Origin of the sequence: Streptomyces sp. NPDC007907 (assembly GCF_042959365.1) — a bacterium.
In the GTDB taxonomy this organism is placed as follows: Bacteria; Actinomycetota; Actinomycetes; order Streptomycetales; family Streptomycetaceae; genus Streptomyces; species Streptomyces indiaensis.
In genome coordinates, this window is sequence record NZ_JBIBKR010000004.1 from 307,165 (window position 1) to 329,184 (window position 22,020).

At 71.2% G+C, this 22,020-nt stretch carries 15 protein-coding genes and 1 pseudogene; 11 read left to right on the forward strand and 5 right to left on the reverse strand.

Annotation, left to right across the window (positions count from 1 at the left end; all coding sequences use genetic code 11):
• Window positions 1-75 precede the first annotated feature (75 nt).
• The gene (locus ACFZDI_RS17760) at window positions 76-1,365 is read left to right on the forward strand and encodes a citrate synthase (protein WP_234847420.1); all 1,290 of its coding nucleotides are present in this window, start codon (window positions 76-78) and stop codon (window positions 1,363-1,365) included.
• 663 nt (window positions 1,366-2,028) lie between these two features.
• On the opposite strand, the gene ACFZDI_RS17765 is transcribed toward ACFZDI_RS17760, so the two are convergent.
• The 3 genes from ACFZDI_RS17765 to ACFZDI_RS17775 form a co-directional block, all read right to left on the reverse strand.
• Window positions 2,029-4,266 (reverse strand): heavy metal translocating P-type ATPase, encoded by a 2,238-nt coding sequence (locus ACFZDI_RS17765; RefSeq protein WP_391251522.1) that lies wholly within the window; start codon window positions 4,264-4,266, stop codon window positions 2,029-2,031.
• 138 nt (window positions 4,267-4,404) lie between these two features.
• Window positions 4,405-4,644 carry a heavy-metal-associated domain-containing protein gene (locus ACFZDI_RS17770; protein ID WP_234847422.1) on the reverse strand — a complete coding sequence of 80 codons (240 nt, stop codon included), beginning with the start codon at window positions 4,642-4,644 and terminating at the stop codon, window positions 4,405-4,407.
• A 69-nt stretch (window positions 4,645-4,713) separates the two neighbouring features.
• A complete protein-coding gene (locus ACFZDI_RS17775; protein WP_234847423.1) occupies window positions 4,714-5,391 on the reverse strand; it encodes a TetR/AcrR family transcriptional regulator in 678 nt (225 codons plus the stop codon).
• A 160-nt stretch (window positions 5,392-5,551) separates the two neighbouring features.
• Between ACFZDI_RS17775 and ACFZDI_RS17780 the strand changes: the two genes are divergently transcribed.
• The gene (locus tag ACFZDI_RS17780; protein WP_391251525.1) at window positions 5,552-7,888 is read left to right on the forward strand and encodes an MMPL family transporter; all 2,337 of its coding nucleotides are present in this window, start codon (window positions 5,552-5,554) and stop codon (window positions 7,886-7,888) included.
• Window positions 7,889-8,022: 134 nt separating this feature from the next.
• The gene (locus tag ACFZDI_RS17785; protein ID WP_391251527.1) at window positions 8,023-9,066 is read left to right on the forward strand and encodes an alcohol dehydrogenase catalytic domain-containing protein; all 1,044 of its coding nucleotides are present in this window, start codon (window positions 8,023-8,025) and stop codon (window positions 9,064-9,066) included.
• A gap of 64 nt (window positions 9,067-9,130) precedes the next feature.
• On the opposite strand, the gene ACFZDI_RS17790 is transcribed toward ACFZDI_RS17785, so the two are convergent.
• The gene (locus ACFZDI_RS17790; RefSeq protein WP_234847426.1) at window positions 9,131-9,331 is read right to left on the reverse strand and encodes an AlpA family transcriptional regulator; all 201 of its coding nucleotides are present in this window, start codon (window positions 9,329-9,331) and stop codon (window positions 9,131-9,133) included.
• A gap of 502 nt (window positions 9,332-9,833) precedes the next feature.
• Between ACFZDI_RS17790 and iolC the strand changes: the two genes are divergently transcribed.
• The 5 genes and pseudogenes from iolC (at window position 9,834) to mmsA (ending at window position 15,456) form a co-directional block, all read left to right on the forward strand.
• Window positions 9,834-10,784, forward strand: a complete 951-nt coding sequence (gene iolC / locus ACFZDI_RS17795; protein ID WP_391251530.1) for a 5-dehydro-2-deoxygluconokinase — start codon at window positions 9,834-9,836, stop codon at window positions 10,782-10,784.
• Entirely contained in the window at window positions 10,781-11,662 is an 882-nt protein-coding gene (locus ACFZDI_RS17800; protein ID WP_391251532.1) for a deoxyribose-phosphate aldolase, read from the forward strand. The genes iolC and ACFZDI_RS17800 overlap by 4 nt, the downstream gene beginning before the upstream one ends.
• 166 nt (window positions 11,663-11,828) lie before the next feature.
• Window positions 11,829-11,942, forward strand: a pseudogene (locus ACFZDI_RS17805) (5-deoxy-glucuronate isomerase); the annotation flags it as partial.
• Window positions 11,943-12,055: 113 nt separating this feature from the next.
• Window positions 12,056-13,939, forward strand: a complete 1,884-nt coding sequence (gene iolD, locus ACFZDI_RS17810; RefSeq protein WP_391251535.1) for a 3D-(3,5/4)-trihydroxycyclohexane-1,2-dione acylhydrolase (decyclizing) — start codon at window positions 12,056-12,058, stop codon at window positions 13,937-13,939.
• Between the two features lie 14 nt (window positions 13,940-13,953).
• Window positions 13,954-15,456 (forward strand): CoA-acylating methylmalonate-semialdehyde dehydrogenase, encoded by a 1,503-nt coding sequence (mmsA, locus tag ACFZDI_RS17815; protein ID WP_391251536.1) that lies wholly within the window; start codon window positions 13,954-13,956, stop codon window positions 15,454-15,456.
• A 107-nt stretch (window positions 15,457-15,563) separates the two neighbouring features.
• Here mmsA and ACFZDI_RS17820 read toward each other — a convergent pair whose 3' ends face one another.
• Window positions 15,564-16,772: a S8 family peptidase gene (locus ACFZDI_RS17820; protein WP_234847431.1), complete on the reverse strand. Its 1,209-nt coding sequence runs from the start codon at window positions 16,770-16,772 to the stop codon at window positions 15,564-15,566.
• Window positions 16,773-17,152: 380 nt separating this feature from the next.
• On the opposite strand from ACFZDI_RS17820, the gene ACFZDI_RS17825 reads away from it, so the two are divergent.
• The 3 genes from ACFZDI_RS17825 to ACFZDI_RS17835 all read left to right on the forward strand — a co-directional run bounded on the left by ACFZDI_RS17825 (window position 17,153) and on the right by ACFZDI_RS17835 (window position 21,338).
• Window positions 17,153-19,816 carry a CocE/NonD family hydrolase gene (locus ACFZDI_RS17825; protein WP_391251539.1) on the forward strand — a complete coding sequence of 888 codons (2,664 nt, stop codon included), beginning with the start codon at window positions 17,153-17,155 and terminating at the stop codon, window positions 19,814-19,816.
• Window positions 19,813-20,679: an ABC transporter permease subunit gene (locus ACFZDI_RS17830; protein ID WP_391251541.1), complete on the forward strand. Its 867-nt coding sequence runs from the start codon at window positions 19,813-19,815 to the stop codon at window positions 20,677-20,679. The genes ACFZDI_RS17825 and ACFZDI_RS17830 overlap by 4 nt, the downstream gene beginning before the upstream one ends.
• A 320-nt stretch (window positions 20,680-20,999) precedes the next feature.
• Window positions 21,000-21,338 (forward strand): hypothetical protein, encoded by a 339-nt coding sequence (locus tag ACFZDI_RS17835; RefSeq protein WP_391251543.1) that lies wholly within the window; start codon window positions 21,000-21,002, stop codon window positions 21,336-21,338.
• The last annotated feature ends 682 nt before the right edge of the window (window positions 21,339-22,020 follow it).

The following is a 22,020-nucleotide window of genomic DNA, read 5'->3' on the forward strand; positions in this document are numbered from 1 at the left end:
CCTGAGCCAAGTGGGGGATGGTAGAGACAGTCAGGGCAACCTCGAAGATGAGGCACAACGTCGGTGAGGGAAGACGTGAGCGACAACTCTGTAGTACTGCGGTACGGCGACGGCGAGTACACCTACCCGGTGATCGACAGCACCGTCGGTGACAAGGGCTTCGACATCGGTAAGCTCCGCGCCCAGACCGGTCTGGTGACGCTGGACAGCGGGTACGGCAACACCGCCGCGTACAAATCCGGCATCACCTACCTGGACGGTGAGGCGGGCATCCTGCGCTACCGCGGGTACCCGATCGAGCAGCTGGCCGAGCGCTCCACCTTCCTGGAGGTCGCCTACCTGCTGATCAACGGCGAGCTGCCGACCGTCGACGAGCTCTCGGCGTTCAAGAACGAAATCACGCAGCACACCCTGCTGCACGAGGACGTCAAGAACTTCTACAAGGGCTTCCCGCGCGACGCCCACCCGATGGCCATGCTGTCCTCGGTCGTCTCGGCGCTGTCCACGTTCTACCAGGACAGCCACAATCCGTTCGACGAGCGCCAGCGCAACCTCTCGACGATCCGTCTGCTCGCCAAGCTTCCGACGATCGCCGCTTACGCGTACAAGAAGTCGATCGGTCACCCGTTCGTCTACCCGCGCAACGACCTCGGCTACGTCGAGAACTTCCTGCGCATGACCTTCTCGGTCCCGGCGCAGGAGTACGAGCTGGACCCGACCGTGGTCTCCGCGCTCGACAAGCTGCTGATCCTGCACGCGGACCACGAGCAGAACTGTTCGACCTCCACGGTCCGCCTGGTCGGATCCTCGCAGGCGAACATGTTCGCCTCGATCTCCGCCGGCATCAACGCCCTGTGGGGTCCGCTGCACGGCGGCGCCAACCAGTCCGTGCTGGAGATGCTGGAGGGCATCCGCGACTCCGGCGGCGACGTCGACACCTTCATCCGCAAGGTGAAGAACAAGGAGGACGGCGTCCGCCTGATGGGCTTCGGCCACCGGGTCTACAAGAACTTCGACCCGCGCGCCAAGATCATCAAGGCCGCCGCGCACGACGTGCTGTCCGCCCTCGGCAAGTCCGACGAGCTGCTGGACATCGCGCTGAAGCTGGAGGAGCACGCGCTCTCCGACGACTACTTCGTCTCGCGCAGCCTCTACCCGAACGTCGACTTCTACACGGGTCTGATCTACCGGGCCATGGGCTTCCCGACCGAGATGTTCACGGTCCTGTTCGCCCTCGGCCGACTGCCGGGCTGGATCGCCCAGTGGCACGAGATGATCAAGGAGCCGGGCTCCCGCATCGGCCGCCCGCGCCAGATCTACACGGGCGTGGTCGAGCGCGACTTCGTTCCCGTCGAGAAGCGCTGAGCGCTGGGCAACAGCGCGTCGGTCCCCGTATCCGCTTGCCGGGTGCGGGGGCTTTTGCGTGCTGTCGCGTGATCGTTCCCGGGAATTCCTGCGCAATGAAGAAGGCGCCCCGACGTCGGTCCCCCCACGGGCCGACGACCAGGGCGCCTTCCCAGTCCCGGTTCGGATTCCCCCCACGGGATCCGGCCGGGCGTCTGTGAGGACAGCGCCTGAACCGCTGTTGAGCAGAACGAGCAGAACTCGCCGTACTTCTGTGAGGTGCGATCTGCCGGGACAGCGTACGCCCGGGAGGGCCGCTCAAAGCTTCCCGGTGTACGTGCCCCGGCAACGCTCCCCCAAGCTCTCAACTCCGTTCGAGCAGGGAGGTACCCCCAACTGGGGAAGTCCCCCAAGACATCCCCAGATGCCAGGTGGCGCCCCCCAAGACGCTCCCCGACATCGTCAACTTAGACCGTCGAACCTCTCAGATGGTTACGTTCACATCACTGTGATCTGCGTCTCTTGCATATGTCCGTTAGATGCGCAAGAGCCCGGATATCCCGTCCGGGGCTCAAGCGTAAGGATGATGCGCGAGCCTTGTGAAGAGCTTATGTGAGCCCGGCTCGGGACTCCAGAGGGGCTCAAATCGCGTTCCCCATGAACGTAGGGGGAATTCGGGCGACTTCACCGAAATGTCCGCAGTCGCAGACTGTTCGTGACGACGAAGACCGACGAGAAGGCCATCGCGGCCCCGGCGATCATCGGGTTCAGCAGGCCCGCGGCGGCCAGCGGCAGCGCGGCCACGTTGTAGCCGAAGGCCCACACCAGATTGCCCTTGATCGTGGCCAGGGTCCGGCGGGACAGCCGGATCGCATCCGCCGCCACCCGCAGGTCGCCGCGGACCAGGGTCAGATCACCCGCCTCGATCGCCGCGTCCGTGCCGGTGCCCATCGCCAGCCCCAGATCGGCGGCGGCGAGCGCGGCCGCGTCATTGACGCCGTCGCCCACCATGGCGACGACCCGCCCCTCGGCCTGCAGCCGCCGTACCGCGGCGACCTTGTCCTCGGGCAGGACCTCGGCCACCACCTCCTCGATCCCCACGGCGGCCGCCACCGTCTCGGCCACCGTCCGGTTGTCCCCGGTCAGCAGCACCGGAGTGAGCCCCAGCGCGCGCAGCTCCCGCACGGCCTCGGCACTGTTCTCCTTGACCGCGTCCGCCACCGCCAGCACGGCCCGTGCCGTCCCGTCCCAGCCGGCCAGGACGGCCGTGTGCCCGGCCCGCTCGGCCTCGTCCCGCGCGCGGGCCAGCTCGGGCGGCACGTCGTCGAAGAGCCGCCCCACGGCGACCTCACGGCCCTCCACGCGCCCGCGTACGCCCCGCCCGGTGACGTTCTCGAACCCCTCGACGTCCGGCAGCGGACCCGCGCCCTCCTCGGCGCCCCGCGCGATCGCACGGGCGACGGGGTGCTCCGAGGCGTGCTCGACGGCGCCCGCGAGCCGCAGTACCTCCTTCTCGTCGGTGCCCTCGGCGACGTGGACCTCCTGGAGGGTCATCCGGCCGGTGGTGACCGTGCCGGTCTTGTCCAGCACGACGGTGTCGACCCGTCGGGTGGACTCCAGGACCTCCGGGCCCTTGATCAGGATGCCGAGCTGGGCGCCGCGGCCGGTGCCCACCATCAGCGCGGTCGGGGTGGCCAGGCCCAGCGCGCACGGGCAGGCGATGATCAGGACCGCGACGCCCGCCGTGAACGCGGCGACGGCGTCCCCGGTCAGCCCCAGCCAGGCCCCGGTCGTCGCGACGGCGATCAGCAGGACCACCGGCACGAAGATCCCCGCGACCCGGTCGGCGAGCCGCTGCACCTCGGCCTTGCCGTTCTGCGCGTCCTCCACCAGCCGTGCCATCCGCGCGAGCTGCGTGTCGGCGCCGACCCGGGTGGCCTCGACGACCAGCCGGCCGCCCGCGTTGACCGTCGCCCCCGTGACCGGGTCCCCGGCCGTCACGTCCACCGGCACCGACTCGCCGGTCAGCATCGAGGCGTCCACCGCGGAGGTTCCCTCGACGACCGTGCCGTCGGTGGCGATCTTCTCCCCGGGCCGTACGACGAACCGGTCGCCGACGGCCAGCCGCTGCGCCGGGATCCGCACCTCGCGCCCGTCCCGCAGCACGGCGACGTCCTTGGCGCCGAGTTCCATCAGCGCCCTGAGCGCGGCTCCGGCACGGCGCTTGGAACGGGCCTCCAGCCAGCGGCCCAGCAGGATGAACGCGGTGACGCCGGACGCGACCTCCAGGTAGACGGCGGAGGCGCCGTCCCCGCGCGAGACGGTGAACTCGAACGGGTGCCGCATGCCCGGCATGCCCGCGTCGCCCAGGAACAGCGCCCACAGGGACCAGCCGAACGCGGCCAGGGTGCCCAGGGAGACCAGCGTGTCCATGGTGGCGGCGCCGTGCCGGGCGTTCGTCCAGGCGGCCCGGTGGAAGGGGAGTCCGCCCCAGACGACGACCGGTGCTGCGAGGGTGAGCGAGAGCCACTGCCAGTTGTCGAACTGCAGCGCCGGGACCATCGCCAGCAGGATCACGGGCAGGGCGAGGGCGGCGGAGACGGTGAGGCGCCGCCGGAGGGCGGAGAGCTCGGGATCCTCGTCGGCCTCGCCGGTCTCCTCCCGCGCGGGTGCGGGCTCCTCGGCGGTGTACCCGGTCTTCACCACGGTGGCGATCAGGTCGGCGACCTCGGTGCCCTCGGGGTACGCGATCCGTGCCTTCTCCGTCGCGTAGTTCACCGTGGCCGTCACGCCGGCCATGCGGTTGAGCTTCTTCTCGACGCGGGCCGCGCAGGAGGCGCAGGTCATCCCGCCGATGAGCAGCTCGACCTCGGCGAGGGCCGGTTCGCGGTCGGCCGGTGCCGGGACGGTGGTGCTGGTCATGTCCTCACTCCAGTGATGCGCGCGCCCGGGAAGCGCGAAGGGCCGTACGGGCCGGGGCGGCGGCGTACGGCCCGTACACGGGTACGAGTGCCAGGACCGGCGCGTCTCAGACCTCGCCGGTCGCGGAACTCGTGGGGCTCAGGCCCGGCCGGCCAGTTCGAAACCGGCCTCGTCGACGGCGGCGCGCACGGCCTCGTCGTCGACCGGGGCCGCGGAGACGACGGTGACCTCGCCGGACTTGGCGACGGCCGTCACCGAGCTCACGCCCGGGATCCGGGAGATCTCGCCGGACACCGCGCCCTCGCAGTGTCCGCAGCTCATGCCGCTCACCTTGAAGACGGTGGTGACGGGGCCCGTGGTGTCGGTCTGGGCGGTCATGTCGTTACTCCTCGCAGAGGCAGGTGGGGCTGTGGGGTCCGCTGGGGGCCCGCACCGCCCACTGTACCCCTAGGGGGTATCGGCGCACGACGCCCCCGCCAGCGGTCGCAGATACCGCAGGAGGGCGTCCTTCAGCTCCTGCACGTAGGCCTCCCGCTCGGCGCCCTCGTGGGCCAGGATCAGCTCCAGGCCGGCCTTGTAGATGCCGACGCACATCTGGGCGGTGCGGGTGACGGCCGGAGCGGACGCGTCGGGCACGAACGGGACGAGGAGGGCCTCGACCCGGGCGACGAGGGTGGTGTGCAGCGCGTCGTGCTCCTCGGCGATGCGGCCCGGGATGTCGGGGCCGTGCATGAGCGCGAAGAAGGCCGGGTGACGGCCGTTGAACTCGATGAACCGGTCGACGGCTCCGGTGATCACTTCCTCCAGCGGGGTCACCATGGGGTCGATCGGGGTCAGGATCTCGTCGTACGACTGCCGCATCTCGTGCATGAGCCGGCTGCCCAGCTCGATCGCGATCGCTTCCTTGTTCGGGAAGAACTGGTACAGCGTGCCCGGGGAGACGCCTGCCTCGCGGGCGATGGCGTTGGTGCTGGCGGCCGTGTAGCCGGTCGTGGAGAAGACCGCGGCGGCGGCCTCGAGCAGCTGGGTGATGCGGCGCTCGCCGCGGGCCTGGCGGCGGCGCGGGCGGTCCTCGGCCGTCGCCGTCGTCGTCTCGGTACCGGCTTTCTCGGGCTTCTCGGGCACGCGTTATCCCCAGGTCTGATCACGTGATTGACAAACGCGAGCGGTCACTCGCATTCTGGAGCCAGAAATGCGAGCGATCTCTCGTGTTTGCCGGTTCTTGGCAGCTCCATGCTGTCAGGCTGCGCCTGGACACGGGTCTCGGTGAAGGGGACACCGCACGATGACCGAAGTCAACACACGACCGCGCGTCCGGGGCTGGACCCGTTTCGTCACCGCCCGGCCCAGACTGTCGCTGCTGGTGGCGCTGGTGCTCACCGCGCTCGCGGTGCTGGCCGGCAGCGGTGTGGCCGACCGGCTCGGCGCGGGCGGCTGGGAGGATCCGTCCGCCGAGTCCACCCACGCGACCAAGGCCCTGGAGCGCGAGTTCCCCGGCTCCCAGCCCAATCTGCTGCTCCTGCTCGACGCGGGCGACGCCTCGGTCGACGACCCGGCCGTCGCCGCCGAGGCCGAGCGGCTCACCGAGCGCCTGGCAGGCGAGCGGGGTGTCACCGGCATCGGCTCCTACTGGCAGTCCCGTGCCGCGGCCCTGCGCTCGCAGGACGGCCACGAGGCGCTGATCGCCGCGCGCATCACCGGCGACGAGAAGACCGCCGGCGAGACCCTGGAGCGCATCGCGCCCCACTACCGCGGCGCGCACGGCCCGGCCGAGGTCACGGTCGGCGGCCCGGTCGCCGTACGGCACGAGATGCAGACGGTCATCCAGGAGGACCTCACCCGGGCCGAGCTCATCGCCCTGCCGATCACACTCGTCCTGCTGGTGATGGTCTTCGGCAGCGCCGTCGCGGCCCTGCTGCCACTCGGCATCGGCATCGTCGCCATCCTCGGGACCAACGCGATCCTGCGCGCCCTCACCGAACTCACCGACGTGTCCGTGTTCGCGATCAACCTCACCACGGCCCTCGGCCTCGGACTCGCCATCGATTACGCCCTGTTCATCGTCCGCCGCTTCCGCGAGGAACTGTCGACCGGTGCCGAACCCGTGACGGCGATCGGCACCACCCTGCGCACAGCGGGCCGCACCGTGCTGTTCTCCGCCCTCACCGTCGCCGTGTCTCTGGCCGCGATGCTGGTCTTCCCGCAGTACTTCCTGCGCTCCTTCGCCTACGCCGGGATCGCGGTCGTCCTGCTGGCCGCGGCGGCCGCGCTGATCCTGCTCCCGGCCGCGCTGACGCTGCTCGGGCACCGGGTCAACTCCTGGGACCTGCGGCGTGTGTTCCGGCGGCGGGGGCACCGTCCGAAGCCGGACGGGGAGGAGGGCGGTGCCTGGGCGCGTACGGCGACGCTCGTCATGCGCCGCGCCCCCGTCTTCGCGCTGGGCACGACTGCCGTCCTCGTCCTGCTGGGACTGCCCTTCCTGGGCGTGAAGTTCGGCACCGCCGACGACCGTCAGCTGCCCTCGGCGTCCGAGTCCCACGTCGTGCAGCAGCACATCCGGGAGGGCTTCCCAGGAAGCCCCGGCGGCGGCCTCGAAGTGCTGGCCGAGGGCCGTGCGACCGAGGCCCAGTACGGCGCCTACAAGGAACGGATCGCCCGGCTTCCCGATGCGCTGCGGGTGGACGGGCCGCTGGTCAAGGGCGACTCCGCGTACTTCACGGTGCTGCCGAAGGGCGAGGCGGTCGGCGATCCGGCGCAGCGACTCGTCGGTGAACTGCGCGCCGTGGACGCCCCCTTCTCCACCGAGGTGACCGGCACGGCGGCGGTCCTGGTCGACTCCAAGGACGCCATCGGGGAGCGCCTGCCCCTCGCGGCCGTCTTCATCACGATCGTCACCCTGCTCCTGGTCTTCCTCCTCACGGGCAGCGTGCTGATACCGGTCCAGGCGGTCGTGCTGAACGCGCTCAGTCTGACGGCCATGTTCGGCGCGGTCGTCTGGGTCTTCCAGGACGGCCACCTGTCCGGCCTGCTCGGTTTCACCAGCCCCGGCTCCATCGAGACGACCCTGCCGGTCCTGATGTTCTGTGTGGCGTTCGGCCTGTCCATGGACTACGGGGTGTTCCTGCTGTCCCGCATCAAGGAGGAGTACGACCACACGGGCGACCACGAACGGTCCGTGCGGTATGGCCTGCAGCGCACGGGCGGCCTGATCACCGCGGCGGCGGTCATCCTGGCCGTGGTCATGGTCGCCATCGGCACCTCCCGGGTGACCAACACCAAGATGCTCGGGCTGGGCATCGCCCTGGCGGTCCTGATGGACGCGATGATCGTCCGCAGTCTCCTGGTCCCCGCAGTCATGCGCCTCACGGGCCGCGCCACCTGGTGGGCCCCGGGCCCGCTGCGCCGCTTCCACACACGCTTCGGCCTGAGCGAGGCCGATCCGGCACCGGCGGAGGACGGGAAACCGCTGACGTACGGGGAACCACTGACGGACGGGGAACCGGCGACGAGCGAGGAACCGGCGACGAGCGAGGAATCGGCCTCGGATGAGGATCCCTCGAAGGACGAAGGACCGGCGAAGGGCGGGGAACCGGCGCGGGACAAGGTCGCCCCCCGGAGCTGAGGCCCGCTGCCCGGGCCTCGCCGACCACCGCAGCCGTGCCAAGGGGTTAGCGTGCCCCCGAGGCGCGACGGTCCGGGACCGCGCGGGAGCGATCGGTCCCGGGTCCCCGGGTACGAACGGAAGGCGGGCAGGTCATGCGGGCCGTGGTGTTCGAGCGGTACGGGGAGCCGGCCGAAGTGCGGGACGTGGCGGATCCCGAGCCCGCGGAGCACGGAGTCGTCGTGCGGGTGGAGGCCACGGGGCTGTGCCGCAGCGACTGGCACGGCTGGCAGGGCCACGACCCGGACATCACACTGCCCCACGTCCCCGGGCACGAACTCGCCGGGGTCGTCGAGGCGGCGGGCGCCCGGGTGACCCGGTGGCGGCCCGGCGACCGGGTCACCGTGCCGTTCATCTGCGCCTGCGGCACATGCCCGTCCTGCGCGGCGGGAGCCCACCAGGTGTGCGAGCGCCAGACCCAGCCCGGCTTCACCCACTGGGGGTCCTTCGCCCAGTACGTGGCGCTGGACCACGCCGACGTCAACCTCGTGGCACTCCCCGGGGAGCTGTCCTACGCGACGGCGGCCTCGCTCGGCTGCCGGTTCGCCACTGCCTACCGGGCGGTGGTGCACCAGGGCCGGGTCGCGGCGGGGGAGTGGGTGGCGGTCCACGGGTGCGGCGGGGTCGGCCTCTCGGCGGTGATGATCGCGGCGGCGTCGGGCGCGCGGGTCGTGGCCGTCGACGTGTCGGCCGCCGCCCTGGACCTGGCGCGCACGTTCGGGGCGGCGCGGTGCCTGGACGCCATGTCCGTGCCCGACACCGCGGTGGCCGTCCGGGACCTGACGGGCGGCGGTGCCCACCTCTCCCTCGACGCCCTGGGCTCACCCGTCACCTGCGCCGCCTCGGTGAACGGCCTGCGCCGCCGCGGCCGCCACGTCCAGGTCGGCCTGCTGCCCTCGCCGGACGGCACCACACCTGTGCCGATGGCCCGCGCGATCGCCCTCGAGCTCGAACTGCTCGGCAGCCACGGCATGGCCGCGCACAGCTACCCGCCGATGCTGGAGCTGGTCCGCGACGGTGTGCTGCGCCCCGACCTGCTGGTGACGTCGACGATCGCGCTGGACGACGCCCCGGCCGCGCTGGCGGCGATGGGCACGGCACCGGGAGCGGGAGTCACGGTCATCGAGCCGTGGAGCTGACGCACCGGTGGACGGCCGTGCCCCACGCGAGGGCGGGGCACGGGGACGGGGCCGGGCTAGGTGGTCAGTCCGCTCTTCGGCCGCGGTTGCCGGGCCGGGAGGCGACCCAGGCCCGGACCGTGTCGGCGTACCAGTAGGGCTTGCCGCCCTCGACGTGGTCGGGCGGGGGCAGCAGCCCGTGTTTGCGGTAGGACCGCACGGTGTCCGGCTGCACCCGGATGTGCGCTGCGATCTCCTTGTAGGACCAGAGTCTCCGGTCGGTCATGACGTGCACCTCCCCGCGCGCACCACGGCGGCGACCGTGGGCGGCCGTCCGAGGGAGCCGGGCACTGCGCTGGCGATCAACAAGCCTGTGTCCGGTCAACGACGCCCGGCGAGACGGGGCAGGCCCTGTGGGCCGGGTGTGACGGAAGACCCGCGTACACGCGACATGTGTGACAGAAGAGGGGCGTTTGTGACATAGCCGGGGCAAAGATGCCCGCGGGACGGGCGGCGGGGTGCCTTGACGCCGTACACGCCGGTGCCCGGCCGTCCGGAGAGGCGGGCGGGGGCGCGGGGCTGAAGACTACGGAACTGTGAGGGCACCAACGCGGACCCGGGTGCGGCCCTGGATACGGACGCCGGAGAGCGCACAGCGGACGTGACAGACGGACGGCCACAGACGGAAAGCGCTGTCATGATCTGGTCCGAATGTCTGGACAAAACATTGACAGGGCTTCGAGAGGGGGCTAGAAAGCCGGGGAGAGCCGAGCATCGAGGGGACACCGATGACGTACGACCTGATCACCATGGGGCGGATCGGAGTGGACCTGTATCCGCTCCAGACCGGCGTCCCGCTGCCGCAGGTCACGTCCTTCGGCAAGTTCCTCGGCGGCTCCGCGAGCAACGTCGCGGTCGCGGCGGCCCGTCTGGGACGGCGGACGGCCGTGATCACCCGCACCGGCGACGATCCCTTCGGCACCTACCTCCACCAGGCCCTGCGGGACTTCGGCGTGGACGACCGCTGGGTCACCCCGGTGCCCGGCCTGCCCACCCCGGTCACCTTCTGCGAGGTCTTCCCGCCGGACGACTTCCCGCTGTACTTCTACCGCCGGCCCAAGGCCCCCGACCTGGAGATCGACGCCCACGAACTCGACCTCGACGCCCTCCGTGACGCCCGCGTCTTCTGGGTCACGGGCACGGGTCTGAGCGAGGAGCCCAGCCGCACGGCGACCCTCGCGGCCCTCGCCCACCGCGCCAAGGCCGGCACGACCGTCTTCGACCTCGACTGGCGTCCGATGTTCTGGACCGACCCCGACACGGCCCGCCCCTTCTACGCCGAGGCCCTGCGCCACACCACCGTCGCCGTCGGCAACCTCGACGAGGTGGAGGTGGCCACGGGCGTACGCGAACCGCACGCCGCCGCCCGGGCCCTCCTGGACGCCGGCGTCGCACTCGCCGTCGTCAAGCAGGGTCCCAAGGGCGTCCTCGCGGTGAACAGCGCCGGTGAGAGCGCCGAGGTCCCGCCGCTGCCGGTGAACGTCCTCAACGGACTCGGCGCCGGAGACGCCTTCGGCGGCTGTCTCGTCCACGGCCTGCTGGCCGGGTGGGACCTGGAGAAGACCATGCGGCACGCCAACGCCGCCGGCGCCATCGTCGCCTCCCGCCTGGAGTGCTCCTCGGCGATGCCCACCCCGGACGAGATCGAGGCGGCCGTCACCGCGGGGGCCGTCCAGTGAGCGTGAACATCTCCGAACTCGTCCACCTGCGCTGCCACCGCCCGGAGGCGATCGCCGAGGCCGCCGCCCGCCGCACCCGCCGGCCGCTGCTGAACGGCAACGGCCGCCTCATGGTCGTCGCCGCCGACCACCCGGCCCGTGGCGCCCTCGGGGTCGGCAGCCGCAGCATGGCCATGGCCAACCGCGCCGACCTCCTCGAACGCCTCTGCCTGGCCCTGTCCCGCCCGGGCGTCGACGGCGTCCTCGCCACCGCGGACATCCTCGACGACCTGCTCCTGCTCGGCGCGCTGGACGACAAGGTCGTCCTCGGCTCGATGAACCGCGGTGGGCTGCAGGGCGCCAGCTTCGAACTCGACGACCGCTTCACCGGCCACCGCCCCGAGGACATCGAGCGCCTCCGCTTCGACGCCGGCAAACTGCTCCTGCGCATCGACTACGACGACCCGGGCTCCCTCACCACGATGGAGTCCACCGCCCGCGCGATCGACGACATGGCCGCCCGGAGGCTCCCCGTCTTCGTCGAGCCGTTCCTCAGCCGCCGCACCCCCGAGGGCAAGGTCGGCAACGACCTCTCCGCCGAAGCCGTCACCAAGTCGATCGCCATCGCCTCGGGTCTGGGCGGCACCTCCGCCTACACCTGGCTGAAGGTGCCGGTCACCGAGAACCCCGACGACATGGCCGAGGTCATGGCGGCCTCCACCCTGCCCGCCGTGCTGCTCGGCGGGGAGGTCGGGGACGACCAGGACGGGGCGTACGAGAAGTGGCGCGGCGCCCTGCAACTGCCCACCGTGCGCGGGCTGGTGGTCGGCCGTTCGCTGCTGTATCCGGCGGACGGCGATGTGGCCGCCGCCGTGGACACCGCCGTCGGACTGCTGTGAGGGCCGCCGCATGACCACTCACGCCTCCACCACGGCCGACCGCACCGAAGCCCGAGGGTTCCCTCTCCCGGGCGGCGGCGCGGAGGTCCGGCAGATCTCCCTTCCGGGCGGCCCGCAGGTCCCGCAGGCCCTTCCTCCGGGCGGCGCGGAAGTCCGGCCGTTCCCTCTCCCGGGCAGGTCCCGGGCCCAGATCGCCTCCGGCGCGGGACGCCGCTTTGCTTTGGCAGGAGCGAAGTGCGAGCGACAACTCCCCGCCCGCTACGGCCCCGCGCCGGAGGTCTCCCGCACAAGGCGCACCTCGGAGGTGCACCGCACAAGGCGCACGCCGCTCAGCCGTGTGAACGTTCGCGGTGACCGTCGCGTATCCGTGACCACCCAGAGGGAGGGACACCGATGACCTCGACGACGCGACTGACAGTCGCACAGGCGCTCGTGCGCTTCCTTTCGGCCCAGTACACCGAACGCGACGGCGTCCGACAGCGGCTCATCGGCGCCACCTGGGGCATCTTCGGCCACGGCAACGTCGCCGGCATCGGCCAGGCGCTCCTGGAGCACGCCGAGGAGATGCCCTACCACCAGGGCCGCAACGAGCAGGCCATGGTGCACGCGGCGGTCGGCTACGCCCGCCAGTGCGGCCGCCTGTCCACCCACGCGGTGACGACGTCCATCGGCCCGGGCGCGACCAACCTCGTCACCGGGGCGGCCCTCGCCACCGTCAACCACCTCCCGGTGCTGCTCCTGCCCGGCGACGTCTTCGCGACCCGCCCCGCCGACCCGGTCCTCCAGCAGCTCGAAGTGCCGTACGCGGGCGACGTGTCGGTCAACGACTGCCTGCGCCCGGTGTCGAAGTACTTCGACCGGATCACCCGGCCCGAGGCCCTGATCCCCTCGGTGCTGAACGCGATGCGCGTCCTCACCGACCCCGTCGGGACCGGCGCCGTCACCCTCGCCCTGCCCCAGGACGTGCAGGCCGAGGCGTACGACTGGCCCGAGGAGTTCTTCGCCGAGCGCGTCTGGACCGTACGGCGGCCCGGCGCCGACCCGGCCGAACTCGCCGAGGCGGTGCGGACGATCCGGGCGCCCCAGCGGCCCCTGGTCATCGCGGGCGGCGGCGTCCACCACAGCCGCGCCGAGGAGGCCCTCGACGAGTTCGCCCGGGCCACCGGCATCCCGGTCGCCTCCACCCAGGCCGGCAAGGGCTCCCTGCGCCACGACCACCCCCAGGACGTCGGCGGCGTCGGCCACACCGGCACCGCCACCGCGAACGAACTCGCCCGCACCGCCGACCTGGTGATCGGCGTCGGCACCCGCTACACCGACTTCACCACCGCCTCCGGCACGCTGTTCGGCAACCCCGGCGTGCGCTTCCTCAACCTCAACATCGCGCCCTTCGACGGTCACAAGCTGGCCGGTCAGCCGCTGGTCGCGGACGCCCGCAGCGGTCTGCAGGAGCTCACCGACGCCCTCCGGGTGCACGCGCACCGGGTCGCCGGCCCGTACGCCACCGAGTACACCGACGACAAGGAGCGCTGGGAGCAGCGTGTCGACGCCTGCTACGAGGTGGACGAACCCGACACCCGCCCGACCCAGCCCCAGATCCTCGGCGCCCTGGACGAGATCGCCGACCCGTCGGACATCCTGATCAACGCCGCCGGCTCCCTCCCCGGCGACCTGCACAAACTGTGGCGGACCCGGTCGCGCGACCAGTACCACCTGGAGTACGGCTACTCCTGCATGGGCTACGAGATACCGGCCGCCATCGGCGTGAAGATGGCCGCCCCGGACCGGCCCGTATGGGCGCTGGTCGGCGACGGCACGTACCTGATGATGCCCACGGAGCTGGTGACGGCCGTGCAGGAGGGCATCGCGATCAAGGTCCTGATCATCCAGAACCACGGCTACGCCTCGATCGGCGGTCTGTCCGAGTCGGTGGGCGGTGAGCGGTTCGGCACCGCCTACCGCTTCCCGGCCGAGGACGGCTCGTACACCGGGGCGCCGCTGCCCGTCGACCTCGCCGCCAACGCGGCCAGCCTCGGCATGCGCGTCCTGCGCGCGAAGACCGTCCGGGACCTGCGGGAGGCCCTCGCCGAGGCCCGGGCGGCCGACACTCCCACATGTGTCTACGTCGAGACCCAAACGGCAGACACAGTGTCGGGCGCGCCTCCCGCGCAGGCCTGGTGGGATGTACCCGTGGCCGAGACCGCGACACGGCCGTCCGCGGTCAAGGCACGTGAGCTGTACGAACGGCACGTCTCCACCCGACGCCGCCATCTGTGAAGGAGTTCCCGGCCATGACGAAGATCGTCAACCACTGGATCGGCGGCAAGACCGTCGAAGGCGCCTCGGGCACGTACGGGCCGGTGACCAACCCGGCGACCGGCGAGGTGACGACGAAGGTCGCATTCGCCTCGGTCGACGAGGTGGACGCCGCGGTCGCCGCCGCCAAGGAGGCCTACCTGACCTGGGGCCAGTCCTCGCTGGCCCAGCGCACCTCGATCCTGTTCACGTTCCGCGCCCTGCTGGACGCCAACCGGGACGCGATCGCGGAGCTGATCACCGCCGAGCACGGCAAGGTCCACTCCGACGCCCTCGGCGAGGTCGCCCGCGGCCTGGAGATCGTCGACCTGGCCTGCGGCATCAGCGTGCAGCTCAAGGGCGAGCTGTCCACGCAGGTCGCCAGCCGCGTCGACGTGTCCTCCATCCGCCAGCCGCTCGGCGTCGTCGCGGGCATCACGCCGTTCAACTTCCCGGCGATGGTGCCGATGTGGATGTTCCCCATCGCCATCGCGTGCGGCAACACGTTCGTGCTGAAGCCGTCCGAGAAGGACCCGTCGGCGTCCGTCAAGATCGCCGAGCTGCTCGCCGAGGCGGGTCTGCCCGACGGTGTCTTCAACGTCGTCCACGGCGACAAGGTGGCCGTGGACCGCCTCCTGGAGCACCCGGACGTCAAGGCCGTCTCCTTCGTCGGCTCCACCCCGATCGCCCGCTACATCCACACCACCGCCTCCGCCAACGGCAAGCGCGTCCAGGCCCTGGGCGGCGCCAAGAACCACATGCTGGTCCTCCCGGACGCCGACCTCGACGCAGCCGCCGACGCGGCGGTCAGCGCCGCCTACGGCTCCGCGGGCGAGCGGTGCATGGCCATCTCCGCGGTCGTGGCGGTCGGCGCGATCGGCGACGAGCTCGTGGAGAAGATCCGCGAGCGCGCCGAGAAGATCAAGATCGGCCCCGGCGACGACCCGACGTCCGAGATGGGCCCGCTGATCACCAAGGTCCACCGCGACAAGGTCGCCTCCTACGTGGAGGGCGCGGCCGCCGAGGGCTGCGAGGTCGTCCTGGACGGCACCGGCTTCACCGTCGACGGCTTCGAGGACGGCCACTGGATCGGCATCTCGCTGCTCGACAGGGTGCCCACGTCCGCGAAGGCCTACCAGGACGAGATCTTCGGCCCGGTGCTGACCGTGCTGCGCGCCGAGACGTACGAGGAGGCCCTGGACCTCATCAACGCCTCGCCGTTCGGCAACGGCACCGCGATCTTCACCCGGGACGGCGGCGCGGCCCGCCGCTTCCAGCTGGAGGTCGAGGCCGGCATGGTCGGCGTGAACGTCCCGATCCCGGTCCCCGTCGGCTACCACAGCTTCGGCGGCTGGAAGGACTCGCTCTTCGGCGACCACCACATCTACGGCAACGACGGCACGCACTTCTACACCCGCGGCAAGGTCGTCACCACCCGCTGGCCGGACCCGGCCGACGCCCCGGCGGGCGTCGACCTGGGCTTCCCGCGCAACCACTGAACTCCCGTCAAGCAGTCAGGCAGTCAAGCAGTCAGGCGCGAAGGCCACACCGGACCCGGCCCGTACTCACGGACCGCCTTCGACACCTGATCTCTGGAATCGATCAGCTAGGGCACGAGTCTGAGAAGCCTGTTGGGCGAACCGGGCCCGACGTTGTTGAGGACTCCGGGTGTGGCCCCGTTCACCAGGGCGCTGTGCACGGTCGCCGGACCGGCGCTGGGGTGCGAGGTGAGGTAGACGGCCGCGGCTCCCGCGACATGGGGGGTCGCCATGGAGGTGCCGGAGAGCGTGGCCGTCGCCGTGTCGCTGGTGTTCCAGCCGGCTGTGATCAGGGAGCCGGGCGCGAACATGTCGAGCCGGGCACCGTAGTTCGAGAAACTGGCTCTGCTGTCCGTCAAGGTGCTGGCCCCCACCGTGAGGGCAGCACCCACCCGGGCGGGTGAGAAGGAGGTGGCGTCCGTGTTCGAGTTGCCGGCGGCCACCGCGTAGGTCACACCGGAGGCGATGGAGTTCCTCACCGCGGTGTCCAGCGACGTGCTGACGCCTGCGCCCAGCGACATGTTGGCGACGGCGGGCCGGACGCGACGCACCGTGACCCAGTCGACGCCCGCGATGACACCGGAGAGGGTGCCGGCCCCGTTGTTGTCCAGCACGCGCACCGACACGATCTTGGACTGCTTCGCCACGCCGTAGGTCTTGCCGGCGACCGTGGTGGCGACGTGTGTTCCGTGCCCGTTGCCGTCAGAGGCGGTGGTGTCACGGTCGACGAAGTCGTAGCCGTATCTGGCGCGTCCTGCGAACTCGGTGTGAGTGATGCGCACTCCCGTGTCGATCACGTACACGGTCGCGGACTTGCCCGCCGTATCCGGGTAGGAGTACGTCAGGTCACGCGGGAGCCGGGGCTGGTCGATGCGGTCCAGGCCCCACGGGGGGTTGTACTGGGTGGCCTCGAGGTGGACCATCCGGTCCTGCTCGACGAACTCGACGGCCGGGTCCTCCGCCAAACTCCTCGCTCCGGAGGCGCTGATACGGGCCGCGAAGCCGTTGAGTACGGCGTCGTAGGTCCAGTCCACGGTGGCGCCGTACTTGGCTGCCAGATCTTCGCCTTTCGTGGAGTTCGCCCTGAACCCGGCGGACTCTTTCAGTACGACGATGTAGCTGTTCTCGACCGCGTTGGCGGAGCCCTCTTGCAGAATCCTTCCTGCAGAGGGGGTGGCTCCGGCGGGCAGAGCGGTACCGCTCCCGATGGCGGCCGCCGCGGCCACAGCGGAGATCGCTGCGACGATCCGCCGTCGGGCGGTGAAGATTTCGCGCATCCTGAAGGGCCTTCCTGACGTGTTGGGTGACGCTATGTCGAGGATGACCTGGCCGTTGGTCAGTACAATGCGGTATTAGTCCAGTTGATCCCTATTGGCCACTAAGGGCTTACAGATCACCAACAGGTCCTCCTGGCCTTGTCGGTTGCGCACGCGGCATCGGACGCCGACCCGGCCTGACGGGACGTGAGCGTTACGGTCGGCTCTCCGGGGGGCGCAGCGGGCGGAGCGGAGCCCCCACTCCGCCTGACAGCCGCTCAAGAAGGCGGCCCCCTACCACGCCTGCAGTACGCGCACAGAAGCCGTACTCCTTGGGGAGGGGTCGGGGTTCGCTCTCCGGTCGACAACTTGCCGACGGATCGAGCCCTTACCGTTGACGCATGAATCCTCGACTGCCCGGACTGCGGGGACTGTGGTCACGGCGACGGCGACGGTTCATCGCTGCCGCGTCCGCCACCGTCCTGCTCGCCGGTGCGGGTACATGGACGGTGACGTCGGCCGTCGCCTCCGACGACCCGCCCCCGGTGCACCGCGCCGACCGGCTCATGACCGTGGGCGAAGGGGTACGCATCGACACCTCGTACTTCACCGCGGGTTCGGGTGGCCGCCGCCCCGCCGTCCTGCTCGGGCACGGCTTCGGCGGCAGCAAGGACGACGTGCGGCAGCAGGCGGAGGACCTCAGCCGCGACGGGTACGCGGTGATGACCTGGTCGGCGCGCGGCTTCGGACGGTCCACGGGGAAGATCGGGCTGAACGACCCCGAGGGCGAGGTGGCCGACGTCTCGAAGCTCATCGACTGGCTGGCCGAGCAGCCCCAGGTCGAGCTCGACAGGCCCGGCGACCCGCGCGTGGGCATGGCGGGAGCCTCCTACGGCGGCGCCGTCGCGCTGCTGGCGGCGGGCCACGACGACCGGGTGGACGCCATCGCCCCGTCGATCACGTACTGGAACCTCGCGGACGCGCTGTTCCCGAACGGCGTGTTCAAGAAGCTGTGGGCCGGCGTCTTCGTCAACACCGGTGGCGGCTGCCGGAGGCTCGAGCCCGTGCTGTGCCGGATGTACGAACGCGTCGCCGCGTCAGGGAAGCCGGACGCCGAGGCGCGCGAACTGCTGGAGCAACGCTCACCCACCGCCGTCGGTGACCGCATCAAGGTGCCCACCCTCCTCGTGCAGGGCCGGACCGACTCCCTCTTCCCGCTGAACCAGGCCGATGCGGCGGCGAAGACGATCCGCGAGGGCGGTGCCCCCGTCGACGTCGACTGGATCGCCGGCGGTCACGACGGCGGCGACACCGAGACCAGCCGCGTCCGGGCCCGGGTACAGACGTGGTTCGACCGCTACCTCAAGGACGAGAAGGGCGCCGGCACGGGCCCCGCCTTCCGGGTCACGCGCACCGTCGGCACCGGCACCGGCGACGGCAGTCCCAGGCTGACCGGAGTGGCCGAGGACACCTACCCCGGCCTCACGAGCGGCCGGCACTCCGTCACCCTCACCGGGCGCGAGCAGCGCTTCGACAACCCGGCCGGTGCCAGCCCGCCCGGCGTCTCCTCCCTGCCCGGCCTCGGCAGCGCGGGCGGCCTGTCCCAGCTGTCCTCGCTCGGCATCGGGGCGACCCTCGACTTCCCGGGCCAGTTCGCCGCATTCGAGTCGGCACCGTTCCGCAAGAACGCGCAGATCACCGGCTCGCCGACCGTGACGGTGCGCGTGACCTCGACCAGCGACGACGCCGTGCTCTTCGCGAAGCTGTACGACGTCGGCCGCGACGGCACCCGGCCGGTACTGCCCTCGCAACTCGTCACGCCCCTCAGAGTGGAGGGCGCGAAGGCAGGCAAGGACGTGAGCGTCACCCTCCCGGCCGTCGATCACGAGGTGGCCGAAGGTCACCGGCTCCGCCTGGTCCTCGCCTCGACCGACCTCGCCTACGCCTCACCGACGACTCCGGCGACGTACACCGTCTCCCTCAAGAGCGAGCTCGAGGTGCCGATGCCCCTCGGCCGGACCGGCGGTGCGGGCCCGCTGCCCGCCTGGGTGTGGTGGATGCCGCCGGCCGGTGCGGTCGTCGCACTGGCGCTGCTGCTGAGCGGACGGCGCCGCACGGTAGCGCCCGCCCCCGACCCCGCGCTGGCCGAAGTGCCGCTGCAGATCACGGACCTGTCCAAGCGATACGCCGGGTCGACGGACCGTTACGCGGTCAAGGACCTGTCCTTCCGCGTGGAGAAGGGCCAGGTACTGGGTCTCCTCGGCCCCAACGGTGCGGGCAAGACAACGACCCTGCGCATGCTGATGGGCCTCATCAAGCCCGACGGCGGCGAGATCCGCGTCTTCGGCCACGCGATCCGGCCGGGCACCCCCGTGCTGTCGCGGGTCGGCGCCTTCGTCGAGGGCGCGGGCTTCCTGCCGCATCTCTCCGGCCGCGAGAACCTCGAACTGTACTGGTGCGCCACCGGCCGCCCGCCCGAGGACGCGCACCTGGACGGAGCGCTGCAGATCGCGGGCCTCGGCGATGCCCTCGCCCGCCCGGTCCGAACCTACTCCCAGGGGATGCGTCAGCGCCTCGCCATCGCCCAGGCCATGCTGGGCCTGCCGGACCTGCTCATTCTCGACGAGCCCACCAACGGCCTGGACCCCCCTCAGATCCGCGAGATGCGCGAGGTCATGATCCGGTACGCGGCGGCCGGCCGCACGGTCATCGTCTCCAGCCATCTGCTGGCCGAGGTCGAACAGACCTGCACCCACCTGGTGGTGATGGACCACGGGCGGCTCGTCCAGGCGGGCCCGGTGACGGAGATCATCGGCTCGGGGGACACGCTGCTGGTGGGCACGGCCACCCCCCTGGACGTGCCCCTCGTCGAGAAGGTCGGGGCACTGCCGGGCGTCGCCTCGGCCGTGCGCACCGACGAAGGACTCCTCGTCCGCCTCGACGCAGGCGGAACCCCGGCACGCCTGGTCGCCGGGCTGGTACAGCTGCAGGTCGCCGTGGAGTCCGTAGGCCCCCACCGGCGCCTCGAGGACGCCTTCCTCACTCTGATCGGAGCTGAAGCATGAGCAGCGTCGTGGCCGGTCCCCCTCAGGTCGCGTCCGGCTACCGCGCGGGCCGCACGCTGCCCCTGCGGGTGGAGCTGGTCAGGCAGGTGAAGCGACGGCGCACCCTTGTCATGGGGGCGATCATGTTCGCCCTGCCGTTCGTCCTGCTCATCGCCTTCCAGATCGGTGGTGAGCCGGACCAGGACAACGGCCGGGTGAACCTCATGGACTCGGCCACGGCGTCCGGCGCCAACTTCGCCGCCGTGAACCTCTTCGCCTCCGCCGGTTTCCTGCTCGTCGTCCCCGTGGCGCTGTTCTTCGGGGACACGGTCGCAGCGGAGGCGAGCTGGTCCTCCCTGCGCTACCTCCTCGCGGCGCCGGTGCCCCGAGCACGCCTGCTGTGGTCCAAACTCGTCGTCGCACTCGGCCTCAGCCTTGCCGCCCTCGTGCTGTTGCCGGTCGTCGCCCTTGCCGTCGGGACGGCCGCTTACGGCTGGGGCCCGTTGCAGCTCCCCACCGGAGGCTCACTGCCCTCCGGCACCGCCGCGCAGCGCCTGGTGATCGTCGTGGCGTACGTCCTCGTCTCCCAACTCGTCACCGCCGGGCTGGCGTTCTGGCTGTCGACCAGAACCGACGCGCCTCTCGGCGCCGTCGGCGGTGCGGTGTTCCTGACCATCATCGGAAACGTCCTCGACGAGGTGACGGCCCTCGGGGACTGGCGGGACTTCCTGCCCGCGCACTGGCAGTATGCGTGGCTCGACGCGGTCCAGCCTCAGCTCCAGTGGACGGACATGATCCAGGGCACGGCGCTCTCCGTGACATACGCGCTCGTGCTGTTCGCCCTGGCCTTCCGCGGTTTCGCCCGTAAGGACGTGGTGTCCTAGGGGGCCTTTCACCCCTTGGCCAGTGCGGGAGTTCTCAGGCCTCCGTCGAGCGGCTGGTGCCGGCGTGGCCGGTTCCTTCGGCCCTCCACGCGTCATGCGCCGGGGTCTTCGGCAGCTTCAGCTCGCGGAGCGACGACGTCCGGCCCTGGGATCTCGAACGCCCGTCACCCGAGTGGCGGATCTGCGGGGTTCGCGTGTTGCAGAGCTCGTACCGAGCGTGGTCGGATCTTCCCGCCAAAGGCGCTTAAGGAACATTTCGCGCCGAGATCGAGCGGCCGGCCGCCCGTGCGGTCGGCCGAATTGAACACCCTGGAGAACCAATGCCTCCTCGCATGCTCCGTTGTGCGGCCACCGCGCTGCTGGCTTCAGCACCGCTCATCGCTGCCGCGCCCGCGCAGGCCGCTCCTCAGGAGCCCTTTCCCTGCAGCGTCGGCAGCCACGCGGTCACCAACAACCTGACCAAGCAGTTCACGGTCAGCGTGACCTGCGACCAGGCGCGGACCGTCAGTGTCCGCATCACCTCGGGCGACATGGAACTCGCGAAGGTGGAGAAGACCGTCAAGGCGGGCGTCGAGGAAAGCGTCACGGTCACCGCGCCCAGGGCCCCGGTCTGCGCAACGCTGAAGACCGATGGTGAGAGCTTCCAGATCTGCGGCTGACGTAGCTCCTCTCCGGCAGTCCTCTGACGACACCGCTGCCGCCCACTCGGCGATCCCCAAGGCTTGAGTGGGCGACGGCCGTCACCGGCACTCAGGTACAGTCCAGGACCGCCGGCGCCATGCGGCCGATGGCAGGACCGCCGTGAGGTGGTCGATGCGAGCGGGTCCTCCTCGGTGACGGCCCAGGCCGACGCCGACGAGGACCTGAACCGGCCCCCAGGTGCTCCAACACCGCACGGGCTCACCGACGCGTGGCCGGGGCCCGTCGAACGGGCCCCGGCCGACGAGCCGGACGACTGCCCCCTGCGCCGGTCCCGCGGTGGACCGACCACTGAGACCCACCGCGCAGCCGACGGCAACTGCCGCCCCTCGTCTTCGTCCCCACCGCCGGACAGGCCGGTTCGGCCTCACCGCCGGACAGGCCGGCGATGCACCCGCTTCGACTTACGCGATGGCCGTCCGTGTGTACCCCCGGCGCGCCGCGAACGGTCCCGCCCCCCGCCGGACACCGGCTTCGCCGGGGAAGCCGGGCAGCAGGCCACCGGCATTCGACCGCGAGGCCCCCAGGCAGCGCACCACCGTCCAGCGGTGCGTCAACCGCCCGAGCGGCCGTGAGGCAGGGCCGGCCGCCATGAGAGGACCGCGCCCTTCCAGCTGGCCGGTCCCCATGTCTCAGGTGTGG